The following is a 13245-nucleotide window of genomic DNA, read 5'->3' as shown; positions in this document are numbered from 1 at the left end:
TGCGGTCAGGCCTCGGCGCGCAGCACGGCCAGCGCGCCCGCGAGGTCGGTCGGGTACTCGCTGGTGAACTCGACCCACCGCCCGTCGGCCGGGTGCGGGAAGCCCAGCCGCACCGCGTGCAGCCACTGCCGCGACACCCCGAGGCGGGCGGCCAGCGTCGGGTCGGCGCCGTAGGTCGTGTCGCCCACGCACGGGTGGCGCAGGGCGGAGAAGTGCACCCGGATCTGGTGGGTGCGGCCGGTCTCCAGCCTGATGTCGACCAGGCTGGCGGCGGCGAACGCCTCGGTCACCTCGTAGTGGGTCACCGACGGCCGGCCGCCGCTGACGACGGCGAACTTCCAGTCGTGCCGCGGGTGCCGGTCGATGGGCGCGTCGATGGTGCCGCGCGAGGGGTCGGGGTGGCCCTGCACGAGCGCGTGGTAGCCCTTCTCGACCGTGCGCTCCTTGAAGGCCGCCTTGAGCGCGGTGTAGGCCCGTTCGCTCTTGGCGACCACCATGACGCCGGTCGTGGCGGCGTCCAGACGGTGCACCACGCCCTGCCGCTCGGCGGCGCCGGACGTGGAGATGCGGTACCCGGCGGCGGCCAGGCCCCCGATCACGGTGGGACCGTCCCAGCCGGGGCTGGGGTGTGCGGCGACCCCGACCGGCTTGTCGACGACCACCAGGTCGTCGTCGTCGTGCAGGACGGTCATGCCCTCGACCGGCTGCGGCGGCGGGGGCTCGCCGGGCGGCGGCGGCAGCTCGACCTCCAGCCAGCTGCCCCCGGTCAGCCGGTCGCCCTTGCCGCGCACCCGGCCGTCCACGACGACCTGGCCGGCGTCGGCCAACTCGGCCGCCGCCGTGCGGGTGAGGCCGAAGAGCCGGGAGAGGGCCTGGTCCACCCGCTGGCCCTCCAGGCCGTCGGGCACCGGGAGGGCCCGGTGCAGGCCGGGAGTGCTGGTCACGGCGTCCATTGTGCGGGTCGCGCCGGACGAGGTGGGGCAACGGCCCGGGTCCGCGAGCGGCGGAGGGCGGCCGGGTCCCGCTACTGGGCGGCGCCGGGCCGCTCGCCCGCGCCGCTGCGGCTGCCGTCGAACTCGATGCCCCGCAGCGCCAGGAGAACGCCGAGGACGCCCCCGCAGACGATCGCCGAGTCCGCGACGTTGAAGACGGGGAACACGCTCCCGTCGGGCCCGAAGACCGAGAGGAAGTCGACGACGCCGCCGCGCAGGAAACCGGGGTCGCGGAACACCCGGTCGATCAGGTTGCCCACGGCCCCGCCGAGGACCAGCCCCAGCGCCACGGCCCAGCCGGTCGAGCGCAGGTGCCGGGCGGTGCGCACGATGACGACCGAGACGGCGGCCGCGATCAGGCTGAACAGCACCGTCGCACCCTCCGCGAAGGAGAAGGCGGCTCCGGTGTTGCGCAGGTTGGTGAGGTAGAGGGCACCACCGAGGAGGCGGATGTCCTCCCCGGGCTCGATGGTCGCGACCACCACCAGCTTGGTGACCAGGTCCAGCACCAGGACGGTGGCGGCCAGGGACAGCAGCAGCCGGGTGCGCGGCCGGCCGGGCGGTGCGGCGGCGGAGGAGCCGCCGTCAGCACCGTCGGCCGGGTCGACGTGCTCGGACAGCTCGGGCTCCTCGGGTCGACGTGGTGGCGCGGCAGCCGCGCCACCGTCGCCGACGACGATAGCCGTGGGCCGTCCGCGCCCGTCCCTACGACCCGACCGCGGTGGCCCCGCCCGTCCGCACGTGCCCGTCGTCGGCCCGCGAGCCGGTCTGCGACTCCTCCATCTGCTCCATCCGGTCCTGGTTGGCCAGCCGGGTCAGCTCGGCGCCGGCCTCGGCGTCCCGCGTCAGGTTCTCGCCGGACTCGGGGTCGAAGACGTGGACCTTGCGGCTGTCCAGCCAGAACTCCGCCTCTCGGCCCTCGCGGATCCGGCTGGTCGCGTCGATGGAGACGATCGCCTGGGTGCGCAGCTCCTCGCTGTCGAGCTCCTTGGACAGGTCGCGCAGCTGCGCCTTGATCGAGTCGGGGGCGTCGTAGGGGATGTAGGCGTACTGGGAGTCGCCCAGCCACTCGGTGACGTCCACCCGCGCCCGGAAGGTGGAGCCGACCGGCCGCTTGGCCTCGTCGACCAGCGTGGCGTCCTCGAAGTACTCGGGCCGGATGCCCACCAGGAGCAGGTCGCGTCCGGCGACCGCCGCGGCCCGCTTCTCGTCCAGCTCGATGTCGCCGAACGGCGTCTTGAGCCGGTTGCCCTCCGGCGTCGCCGGCAGGAAGTTCATCGGCGGGGAGCCGATGAACCCGGCGACGAAGAGGTTGACCGGCTGCTCGTACAGCTCGCGCGGCGAGGCGACCTGCTGGATCTTGCCCTTGCGCAGCACGCAGACCCGGTCGCCCAGGGTCATGGCCTCGGTCTGGTCGTGGGTGACGTAGACGGTGGTGATGCCCAGCCGGCGCTGGAGGCGGGAGATCTCGGTGCGCATCTGCCCGCGCAGCTTGGCATCGAGGTTGGACAGCGGCTCGTCGAAGAGGAACGCCTCGGCGTCGCGGACGATGGCGCGCCCCATGGCGACGCGCTGGCGCTGGCCACCGGAGAGGTTGGCCGGCTTGCGCTCCAGGTGCTCCTTGAGCTCGAGCACTTCGGCGGCCTCGTTCACCTTCCGGCGGACCTCGTCGTCGGGGGTCTTGGACAGCCGCAGCGGGAACGCGATGTTCTCGTACACCGTCATGTGCGGGTACAGCGCGTAGTTCTGGAAGACCATCGACAGGTTGCGGTCGCGGGGCGCCAGGTCGTTGACCCGCTTGCCACCGATGAGCATGTCGCCGCTGGTGATGTCCTCCAGGCCGACGATCATCCGCAGCAGCGTCGACTTCCCGCAGCCGGAGGGGCCGACCAGGATCATGAACTCCCCGTCGGCGATGTCCAGGCTGACGTCGTTCACCGCCGGGAAGCCGTCGCCGTACTGCTTGACGATGTTCTTCATCTCGATGGAGGCCATCAGGATTCGTCCCCTCGCTGGGTCGATGTGCTGCAGCTGCGGTGGGTCACGGCGATCAGCCCTTGACCGCGCCGTTGGTGAGGCCGGCGACGATGCGCCGCTGGAAGAGCAGGACGAGGACCACCACGGGGATGGTGACGATCACCGCGGCCGCCGAGATGGCGCCGGTCGGTTCCTCGAACTGCGAGGCACCCGTGAACAGACCGAGCGCCGCGGGCACCGGGCGGGCCGCCTCCGTGGAGGTCAGCGAGATGCCGTAGATGAAGTCGTTCCAGGCGATGAAGAAGGCGATGATCGCCGTGGTGAAGACCCCGGGTGCGGCGAGCGGGACGATCACCTTCCGGAACGCCTGCCAGGTGGTGGCGCCGTCGACCTGCGCCGCCTGCTCCATCTCCCAGGGGATCTCCCGGAAGAATGCCGACATCGTCCAGATCGAGATCGGCAGGGTCAGCGACAGGTACGGGATGATCAGCCCCGGCCAGGTGTCGTACAGGCCGATGTTGCGCCAGAGGTTGAACAGCGGCGTGACGATCGAGATGACCGGGAAGATCGCCACGGCCAGGGCCGTGGACAGGATCAGCTTCTTGCCCGGGAAGTCCAGCCGGGCGATCGCGTAGGCGGCGAACATCGCCAGCAGGCAGGAGATCGCCGTGGCGATCAGGCAGATGCCGAAGGAGTTGCGCAGCGCCGGCAGGAACAGGTCGCTCGCACCGCCGGTGAGTATCAGCTCGTAGTTCTGCCAGGTCACCTCGCTCGGCAGGAAGCTCTCGTTGGCCAGGTCGCTGGGCGCCTTGAGCGACACGGAGACGATCCAGGCGATCGGGAAGAGGCAGTAGACGACGATGATCGCCGCGCCGACGCCCCAGAGAACCTTGTTCCGCGTGGACATGGGCTACTCCCCCCGCGCCTGGGCCAGGTCGACCTTGAAGAGCTTGATGAAGCTGAAGGCGATGAGCACGACGGCGAGGAACAGCAGCACCGAGACCGCCGACCCCAGACCGATCTCCAGACGGGCGATCGTCTGCCGGTAGGCCAGGAACGACACCGACTCGGTGCCGTTCGCCCCCGCCGTCATGATGAAGATGCTGTCGAACACCCGGAACGCGTCCAGGGTCCGGAAGAGCAGGGCGACCATGATCGCCGCCTTCATGTTCGGGATGGTCACCCGCCACAGGCGCTGCCACCTCGTGGCGCCGTCGACCTTCGCGGCCTCCTGCAGCACCTCGGGCACCTGTGCCAGGCCGGCGAGCAGCAGCAGCGAGATGAACGGCGTGGTCTTCCAGATCTCGGCGAGGCAGATGACCAGCAGTGCCGTCCAGCGGTCGCCGAACCAGTCGGTGTTCTCCGAGACGCCGGGCAGCCAGGCGAACCACGAGTTCACGAACCCGGACTGGATGTCGAAGGCGAACTGCCAGGCGAACGCCGAGACCACGGTGATGACCGCGTACGGGATGAGGATCGCCGCCCGCAGGACCGGCCGCAGCGACCGCAGCGCCTTCACCATCACCAGCGCCAGCCCGAAGCCGAGCACGAGTTCCACGGCCACGGTGACGACGGTGATGAAGGCGGTGACGCCGATCGACTGCCACCAGAGCGGGTCGGTGAGGATCACCCAGTAGTTGGTGAGCCCGGTGAAGGAGCGGTTCTCCGGGTCGGTGAGCCGGTAGTCGAACAGCGACTCGTAGGTGGCCTGCAGGATCGGGTAGGCGGTGACGAGGAGCATCACCGCGAACGCGGGCCCGGCCAGCAGCCAGCCCAGCTTCCGCTCGCTGCGCGCGCGGTCGCTGGCCCGGGCCTTGGGCGCCGAGACCGGTTCGTCCTTCTTGGTCGGCGGCAGCGTCGTGGTACTCACAGCAGGTCCTCCTTCGCCAGGACTGCCTTGATGAGCTCGGTCGCCGCCTCGCCGGTCTGGCCGGGGTCCACGCCCGACGGCGGGTGGTAGCTGCGCTGGATGCCGACCGAGATCTCGTTGTAGTACGGGGTCTGCGGCCGGGGCGCGGCCAGCTCGAGGGACTCCCGGATCACCGGGGCCATCGGGAAGGCTTCGAGCACCTCGGGGTCGTCGTAGACGGCGGTGGACGACGCCGGGTTGCCGTTGGTCACGAAGTAGTACGCCTGGTTCTCGTCCGAGACGATGCACTCCGCCGCCTCGTACGCCAGCTCGGGGCTCTCGCTGAAGGCGCTGACCCCGAGGTTGATGCCGCCGTACGGCGGGGCGGCCGGCGTGTCCTCGTCCACCCGCGGGTAGATCGCCGCGCGGTAGTCCTCCGGGACCGATGGGTCGAGGGTCCCGGCCTCGGCCGCGTCCAGCGCGCGGGGGTAGACGAACGGGTAGTTGACCTGGAAGCCGCCGGACTCGCCCTCGAAGCCGGTGGCGGTGGCGTCCTCGTTCGCCGTCGAGAAGGCAGCGCCCGCCGCCTCGGACTCGGCGACCATCTTCATCACCTCTGCGGCCCGGACGCCGGCCTCGGAGGTGAGCCCGAGCTCGATCTGGGCCGGGTCCTCCGGCGAGGACTCGGTGATGATCGAGCCACCCGCCGACTCGATCAGCGCGTTGTACCAGACCGTCAGGGACTCGGCCCGGGTTCCCTGGGCGCCGACCAGCGTGCCGGTCTCCTCGGCCGCCTGCACGATCTGCTCCCAGGTCACGGGCTGGGACATGTCCAGACCCGCCTCGTCGGCCACCGACTGCCGGTACCAGAGCACCTGGGTGTTGGCCCAGAACGGCACCGCGACCAGCTGGTCGTCCCAGGTCGAGCCCTCGATGGCGCTCTCGACGACCCCCTCGGTCACCCGCTCGGCGACGTCATCGGGCACCGGGGCCAGGAAGCCGGCCTGGGCGAACTCCGGGATGAACGGCGGGTCGAGGCTCATCAGGTCGATCGATTCGTCGTTGGCCGCGAGGCGCCGGATCAGCTGCTCGCGCTGCGACGCCGCGTCGCGGGGCAGCAGGGCCGTCTCGATCGTGTAACGGCCGCCGGCCTCCTCGGTGCACCGGTCGGCGATCTCGGCCTGCCCGCCGGCGTCCGGGTTGATGTACCACGTCAGCGTCGAAGCGCCACCGCCCCCGCCGCCGCAGGCCGCGAGGCCGGAGGCGAGGAGCGCGCCGGCGGCTGCACCCGCGAGTCGGCGCCGAGGCCGGGCCCGGCCGTGGACGGGAGCCCTGGTCTGAGCTCTGGCCGGGTGGCTGTCGGGGATCGCTGACACGCGCATCGCCTCCGTTGGCGTCCGGTGCAGCCCGATGATCTCGGGGGTGCAGGAAGCGTCGTACCGTCGCCAGGGGCTGTCAAACCGAACGAGACGCACACGTGACGACCGGCCGACCGGCCCGTCACCTGCGGTTCATCCCCGGCCGGCGATGACGGAGGGGGTGGTGAGCTCCCGCGGCGTGCCCGGCAGCACGGTGGAGAAGTAGGAGCGCGCGGCCTTCGTCGTCCCGACGTCGCGCCCGGCCTTCTCCGACAGGAACCAGCGGTGCTCGAGCACCTCGTGGAAGACCTCGGCCGGCTCGAGCCGGCCGCGCAGGTCCTCGGGGATGGCGTCCAGCACGGGTTGGTAGACCTCGGCGAGCCAGCGGTGGCCGGCGATCGTCTCGGGCACCGGCTGCCCCGACTTCTGCTCCAGGTAGGCGCGGAACGCCCGGACGTCGTTGAGCAGCCGCTGCGCCTGCCGCTCCCGGACCTCCAGCCCGGTGAGGCGGAACAGCTCGCGGCGGTTGTGCCCCGGTTCGGCGACCCGGGTCTCCACGCGCAACCGGGTGCCCTCGTCGGTGGTGAGCAGCTCGACCTCCCCGACGTCGAAGCCGAGCTCGTTGAGCCGCTGCAGGCGCTCGGCGACGCGGTAGCGCTGCTCGTCGGTGCGGAACACCTCCTCGCGCGTGACCTCCTCCCACAGCGACTCGTACCGCCGCGGCAGGCCCTCGGCCACCTCGATGGGGTCGACGTCCTCGGGCAGCAGCCCCCCGAACTGCAGGTCCAGCAGCTCCGCGCCGACCCGCTCGCAGGCGAGGTCGACGTCGTAGCGGCGCTGGCCGGGCGAGAGCCGCGGGTGCCGCTCGACGGTCTCGGCGTCGACCAGGTAGGCGGCGAAGGTGCCGGCGTCCAGGCGGAAGAGGGTGTTGGACAGCGAGCAGTCGCCCCAGAAGATGCCGGCCAGGTGCAGCCGGACGAGCAGCACGACCATCGTGTCGAGCAGCTGGTCGGCCGACTTCCCACCGCGCGGCCCGGAGAACAGCCAGCGGTAGGACATCGAGTACTCGAGGTAGCGGGTGACCAGGATCGCCGCCTGGTCGTCGGGCCGGTCGACGCAGATGCCGAGCACCGAGACCGCGGGCAGGCCCTCGTTCTCGAACTGGGCCAGCAGGGCGTACTCGTGCCGGGCCAGCCGCTCGTCGATCTCCTTCAGCGCGTAGACCCGGTCCTCGACGGCGACGAAGCGCACGACGTGCCGGGAGATGCCGCGCGAGGGGACGTCGAGCAGGAGGTCGTCGTCCCACTCCTCCAGCGGCTTGTCCCACGGCAACGAGAGCAACCCGGTCGCGTCGGTGGCCGGTGGTCGGAAGAGGTACCGCATGGCGCGCTCCCGGAGGGAAGACAGGTGCTGACCGTCACGATCCCACGCCGCGGTCCCGGTGACGTGCTGGAACGGCCACCCTCCAGGGACCCGCGGCGAGCTCGCGAGCCGTGGGGGGAAGGGTGGTCCTTCATCAGTCGGTCTCGTCCGGCCGGCCGTCCTCGCCGCGCCACGTGGCCAGCCGGCCGGCGCGGCTCACCGCCCGCAGCCGCCGCTCGGCCTCCGGCCGCGACGCGCGCGCCGACACCAGGAGCGCCTGGTCGCCGCGCATGAGCCGGGTCGTCTCGTCCGGCACGAACGCCCGGCCTCCCCGCACGATGAGCACGACGGCGGCATCCTCGGGCAGCCGCAGCTCGGGCAGGTAGACGCCGTGCAGGCGGGAGCCCTCGGGCACGCGCATCTGCATGAGCTCGGCGTCCAGCTCCTCCAGCGGCGCGGCCTCCACCTGGATCTCCCGCGGCGCGATCGGCGCACCGATCCGCAGCCGCCGCGCTACCCAGGGCAGCGACCAGCCCTGGACGAGCGTGAACACCACGACCAGCACGAACACGGTGTCGAAGATCCGCTCGGCACCCGGTACCCCGGCCGTGACGGGGAACGTGGCGAGGACGATGGGCACCGCGCCGCGCAGCCCGGCCCAGGACACGAACGCCTGCTGCGACCACGGCCACCGGAACCACACCAGCGACAGCACGACCGACAGCGGCCGGGCCACCAGCAGCAGCGCACCGCCGACGACGAGGGCCGGGACCAGCGCGTCGAGCAGGCGGGGCGGCGAGACCAGCAGCCCCAGCAGCACGAACAGCCCGATCTGCGCCAGCGACGCCATGCCCTCGGCGAAGCCGATGCTGGCCGTCCGGTGCGGCAGCGCGACGTTGCCGAGCACGACGCCGCAGAGGTACACCGCGACGATGCCCGAGGTCCACGCCAGCGTGGCGGTCGCGAAGGCGAGCACGCAGAGCGACAGCGTCGCGAGGGGGTAGAACCCGGCCAGCGGGAGCGCCACCCGCCGGAGCAGCTCCGCGCCGAGCAGCCCGATGACCACGCCGACGACGGCGCCGCCGACGAGCTGGCCGACCACCTGCAGCACGACCAGCCACCAGGCGCTGGCGGCCGCGTCGGTGAGCACGGCGGCCAGCGTCGTCACCAGCAGGATCGCCGGGGCGTCGTTGAGGCCGCTCTCCGCCTCCAGGGCGGCGGCGAGCCGGCGCGGCAGCGGCAGCCGCCGCAGCGCCGCGAACACCGCCGCGGCGTCGGTCGAGCCGATGACCGCGGCCAGCAGCAGCGCGAACCCCCAGGACGCGTCGAGCAGCCACACCGTGACCCCGGCCGTGACCGCCACGCTCACCGCGACCCCCACCGTGGCCAGCGTCAGCCCCGGCCCGATCGCCCGCCGGACGTCGGCCCACCGGGTGGTCAGCCCACCCTCGGCGAGGATGACGACGAGCGCGGCGACGCCGAGGGTCTGGGTGAGCTCGGCGTCGTCGAACTGGATCCCCAGACCGCTCTCGCCCAGGACCACGCCGATCGCCAGGTAGAGCAGCAGGCTGGGCAGCCCGAGCCGGTCGGCCAGGCGCAGGGCCACGGCCGCGAGGAGCACGACGCCGGCTCCGAGGGCGAGCGCGACGGTGACCGTCGTGTTCACCCTGCCCGCCCCATGGGGGCAGTCTCCCGTACCGCCGCGCGGGGTCCCGCCGGCGCCCGGGGGACGGCGGGTCGGCCGGGCCCGGGGACGCACCGCCGGACCGGTTTGCCGGTTCGGGGAGAATGGGTGCCGTGAGTGCTCCCACCGGTCCCTTCGCCGCGCTGCCCCCGCAGGTCGACCTCCCCGCCCTCGAGCACACCATCCTCGAGCGCTGGGAGAGCGAGAAGGTCTTCGACCGGTCGCTGGAGGCCTCGCAGGGCCGCCCGCAGTGGAACGTCTACGAGGGCCCGCCCACCGCCAACGGCCGCCCCGGCACCCACCACATCGAGGCCCGGGCGTTCAAGGACGTCTTCCCCCGGTTCAAGACCATGCAGGGCTGGCACGTGCCCCGGCGCGCCGGCTGGGACTGCCACGGCCTGCCGGTCGAGATCGCCGTCGAGCAACAGCTGGGCTTCGCCGGCAAGCCGGACATCGAGCGCTACGGCATCGCCGAGTTCAACGCCCGGTGCCGCGAGTCGGTGGAGAAGCACGTCGCCGACTTCGCCGACCTCACCCGCCGGATGGGCTACTGGGTCGACTTCTCCCAGGCCTACTGGACGATGAACCCCAGCTACATCGAGAGCGTCTGGTGGTCGCTCAAGCAGATCCACGGGAAGGGCCTGCTGGTCGAGGACCACCGGGTCGCCCCCTACTGCCCGCGCTGCGGCACCGGCCTCTCCGACCACGAGGTGGCCCAGGGGTACGAGACCATCACCGACCCGTCGGTGTACGTCCGCCTGCCGATCCTCGACGGCGAGTGGGCCGGCAAGGCCGACCTGCTGATCTGGACCACGACGCCGTGGACGCTGCCCAGCAACACCGCCGTCGCGGTGCACCCGGACGTCACCTACGTCGTCGCCCGCGCCGCCGGCACCGACGACGTCCCGGTGGTGGTGGCGGAGCCGCTGCTGGCCGCCGTCCTCGGTGACGACGCGGAGGTGCTGGCCGGCGCCCCGGGTCGCGACTGGGAGCGCACCCACTACCGGCGCCCCTTCGAGCTGGTCGAGTTCCCCGAGGGCGACGCCCACTTCGTCGTCCTGGCCGACTACGTGACCACCGACGACGGCACCGGCCTGGTGCACCAGTCCCCCGCCTTCGGCGCCGACGACCTCGCCGTCTGCCGCGGCTACGGCCTCCCGGTCGTCAACCCGATCGACGCCACGGGGCACTTCCTCGCCGAGGTGCCGCTGGTCGGCGGGCACTTCTTCAAGGCCGCCGACCCCGCCCTGGTCGAGGACCTGCAGGCGCGCGGCGTGCTGTTCCGGGAGATCCGGTACGAGCACAGCTACCCGCACTGCTGGCGCTGCCACACCCCGCTCATGTACTACGCGCAGCCGTCCTGGTACATCCGCACCAGCGCGATCAAGGGCCGGCTGCTCGCCGAGAACGAGAAGACCAACTGGTTCCCGGAGAACATCAAGACCGGCCGCTACGGCGACTGGCTGAACAACAACGTCGACTGGGCGCTGTCCCGCGACCGCTACTGGGGCACGCCCCTGCCGGTCTGGCGCAACGAGGCCGACCCGCAGCGGATGGTCGTCGTCGGCTCGCTGGCGGAGCTCTCGGAGCTGACCGGCCGCGACCTCTCCGACCTGGACCCGCACCGCCCGTTCATCGACGAGGTCACCTTCACGCGGCCCGGCGAGGCGGGCACCTACCGGCGGGTGCCGCAGGTCATCGACGCCTGGTACGACTCCGGCTCGATGCCCTTCGCGCAGTGGGGCGCGCCCTACCGCAACCAGGAGCAGTTCGAGGCCGCCTACCCGGCGCAGTTCATCTGCGAGGCGATCGACCAGACCCGCGGCTGGTTCTACTCGCTGATGGCCGTCGGCACCCTGGTGTTCGAGCAGAGCTCCTACGAGAACGTGCTCTGCCTGGGCCACATCCTCGCCGAGGACGGCCGCAAGATGAGCAAGCACCTGGGCAACATCCTCGAGCCGATCCCGCTGATGGACCGGCACGGCGCCGACGCCGTCCGCTGGTTCATGCTCGCCGGCGGCTCGCCGTGGTCGGCCCGCCGGGTCGGCCACGAGACGCTGTCCGAGGTCGTCCGCAAGGTCCTGCTCACCTACTGGAACACCGCCAGCTTCTTCACCCTGTACGCCGAGACCAACGGCTGGGACCCGGCGTCGGCCCCCGCGCCGGCCCGCGCCGACCGCCCGCTGCTGGACCGCTGGGCGCTGGCCGAGCTCGCCGCGGTCACCCGCGACGTCACCGCGGCGCTGGAGGAGTTCGACACCCAGGGCGCCGGCCGGCTGCTGGCGCAGTTCGTCGACGACCTGTCCAACTGGTACGTCCGCCGCTCGCGGCGCCGTTTCTGGGACGGCGACCCCTCGGCGCTGGGCACGCTGCACGAGGTGCTCGACGGCCTGACCCGGCTGATGGCGCCCTTCACGCCGTTCGTCACCGACGAGGTGTGGCACCGCGCGGTCGTGCCGGGCAGGAGCGGGGCGGGCGGGTCGGAGGTGCCGGACTCGGTGCACCTGGCCTCGTGGCCGGAGGTCGACGCCGACGCCCTCGACGACGCGCTGGTCGAGCAGATGGCGCTGGTCCGCCGGCTGGTGGAGCTGGGCCGGTCGGCCCGCACCGCGGCGAAGGTGCGCACCCGGCAGCCGCTGGCGCGCGCCGTGGTGGCGGCGCCGGCATGGGGCTCCCTCCCCCGCGACCTGGTCGCCGAGGTGGCCGACGAGCTCAACGTGGCCGAGGTGCTGGAGCTCGCCGCGGTCGGCGGTGACCTGGTCGACGTGAGCGTGAAGATCGACTTCCGCGCCGTCGGGCGGCGGCTCGGCAAGCAGGTGCAGGCGGTGGCGAAGGCCGTCGCCGCCGCCGACGCCCCGTCTCTGGTGGCCGCCTACCGGGCCGGCACGGCGGCCGTCGAGGTCGACGGCGCGGAGGTCGCGCTCGCCGACGGCGACCTCATCGTGACCGAGACCCCGCGCGAGGGTTGGACGGTGGCCAGCAGCGGCGGGCTCACCGTGGCGCTGGACCTCGCGCTCACCCCGGAGCTGGAGCGGGCCGGGCTGGTGCGCGAGGCGGTCCGCCTGGTGCAGGAGGCCCGCAAGGGCAGCGGCCTGGAGGTCAGCGACCGGATCGAGCTCTCGTGGACCGCCGGCGGCGCCATGGCGCAGGCGCTCACCGAGCACGCCGAGCAGCTCGCCGGTGAGGTCCTCGCCGTCGCCGTCCACGCCGGCACCCCCGGCGCCGGGGAGGGCGTCGAGGGTCCGGAGGGCTCGCGCTTCTGGGTGGCGAAGGCCTGAGACCGGGTCTTCCTACCGCCGGGCCCGGGCCCGGTCGGCGAGCTGCCGGTCGGGCCGGCACACCCCGCAGGGGGTGAAGCCGTCGGTGCGCGCCTCGTCCAGCGGCAGCGGGATGGGCTCGTGGCCGCGGAGGTGGACGCAGCCGGGCAGGTGGTAACGCGGGTGCTCGTCCACGACGAGCACCTCGTCGGTGAGGTCCACGATGATCAGCAGGTCGGTCACCTCGACCTCCTCGACCGGCGGATCCGGCAGCTCCGGCGGCGCGCCGGCCGCGCCGCTCCCGCCCACCGGGGCCCCGGCCGGCTGGGCCGGGACCCCGCGCTCCTCCGCCACCGGTTCGGCGTCCGCGGCCCGGGCCGGCGCCTCGGCGGCCGGCGGGGGCGAGGACGACGGGGTGTCCGCGGGTGGGACCGCGGTCGCACCGGTGGCGAGGTCCGGCCCGGTCGCCGCCGGGCCGGCGTCACCGGCCGGGACGTCGTCCGCCGGGGAGGTCGCCGGAGCAGCGGGCTGCGCGCCCGACGCCGTCGACCCGGCGCCGCCCGCCGGGGCTGACCCCACCGGCGCCTCGACGCGGGCGGCGATCTGCCGGCGCGCCACGACCAGGACCCCCGCGGCGACGACGCACGCCGCCACGCAGGCCCAGTACAGCGCGGTGCTGCCGGTGAGCAGGCCGCCCACGAAGAGCCCGAGGCCCAGGAGCACCAGCAGCGTGGCGATCACGATCACAGCAGGGACTGTAGGGCGC

At 72.9% G+C, this 13245-nt stretch carries 10 protein-coding genes; 1 reads left to right on the top strand and 9 read right to left on the bottom strand.

Going from position 1 to position 13245, the window contains the following annotated elements:
- Positions 1-5: 5 nt before the first annotated feature.
- The 8 genes from ACI79W_RS14260 to ACI79W_RS14225 all read right to left on the bottom strand — a co-directional run bounded on the left by ACI79W_RS14260 (position 6) and on the right by ACI79W_RS14225 (position 9204).
- Positions 6-953: an RluA family pseudouridine synthase gene (locus ACI79W_RS14260; RefSeq protein ID WP_456562743.1), complete on the bottom strand. Its 948-nt coding sequence runs from the start codon at positions 951-953 to the stop codon at positions 6-8.
- Positions 954-1024: 71 nt separating this feature from the next.
- Positions 1025-1519, bottom strand: a complete 495-nt coding sequence (gene lspA, locus ACI79W_RS14255) for a signal peptidase II (protein WP_456562781.1) — start codon at positions 1517-1519, stop codon at positions 1025-1027.
- Between the two features lie 178 nt (positions 1520-1697).
- Positions 1698-2987: an ABC transporter ATP-binding protein gene (locus ACI79W_RS14250; protein ID WP_456562742.1), complete on the bottom strand. Its 1290-nt coding sequence runs from the start codon at positions 2985-2987 to the stop codon at positions 1698-1700.
- 55 nt (positions 2988-3042) lie between these two features.
- A complete protein-coding gene (locus ACI79W_RS14245) occupies positions 3043-3876 on the bottom strand; it encodes a carbohydrate ABC transporter permease (protein WP_456562741.1) in 834 nt (277 codons plus the stop codon).
- A 3-nt stretch (positions 3877-3879) separates the two neighbouring features.
- Positions 3880-4839 carry a carbohydrate ABC transporter permease gene (locus ACI79W_RS14240; RefSeq protein WP_456562740.1) on the bottom strand — a complete coding sequence of 320 codons (960 nt, stop codon included), beginning with the start codon at positions 4837-4839 and terminating at the stop codon, positions 3880-3882.
- Positions 4836-6194 (bottom strand): extracellular solute-binding protein, encoded by a 1359-nt coding sequence (locus tag ACI79W_RS14235; protein WP_456562739.1) that lies wholly within the window; start codon positions 6192-6194, stop codon positions 4836-4838. Before ACI79W_RS14235 ends, ACI79W_RS14240 begins: the two co-directional genes overlap by 4 nt.
- A 135-nt stretch (positions 6195-6329) precedes the next feature.
- Positions 6330-7559, bottom strand: a complete 1230-nt coding sequence (locus ACI79W_RS14230) for a DUF4032 domain-containing protein (protein ID WP_456562738.1) — start codon at positions 7557-7559, stop codon at positions 6330-6332.
- A gap of 133 nt (positions 7560-7692) precedes the next feature.
- Positions 7693-9204 carry a potassium/proton antiporter gene (locus ACI79W_RS14225; protein WP_456562737.1) on the bottom strand — a complete coding sequence of 504 codons (1512 nt, stop codon included), beginning with the start codon at positions 9202-9204 and terminating at the stop codon, positions 7693-7695.
- 122 nt (positions 9205-9326) lie between these two features.
- On the opposite strand from ACI79W_RS14225, the gene ileS reads away from it, so the two are divergent.
- Entirely contained in the window at positions 9327-12500 is a 3174-nt protein-coding gene (gene ileS, locus ACI79W_RS14220) for an isoleucine--tRNA ligase (protein WP_456562736.1), read from the top strand.
- Between the two features lie 12 nt (positions 12501-12512).
- Here ileS and ACI79W_RS14215 read toward each other — a convergent pair whose 3' ends face one another.
- The gene (locus ACI79W_RS14215; protein ID WP_456562735.1) at positions 12513-13226 is read right to left on the bottom strand and encodes a hypothetical protein; all 714 of its coding nucleotides are present in this window, start codon (positions 13224-13226) and stop codon (positions 12513-12515) included.
- Positions 13227-13245 lie beyond the last annotated feature (19 nt).

This window comes from Blastococcus sp. SYSU DS0533 (genome assembly GCF_054050775.1).
Note: the sequence above shows the minus strand (reverse complement) of the source record. Positions and strands in the feature narration are given on the sequence as shown.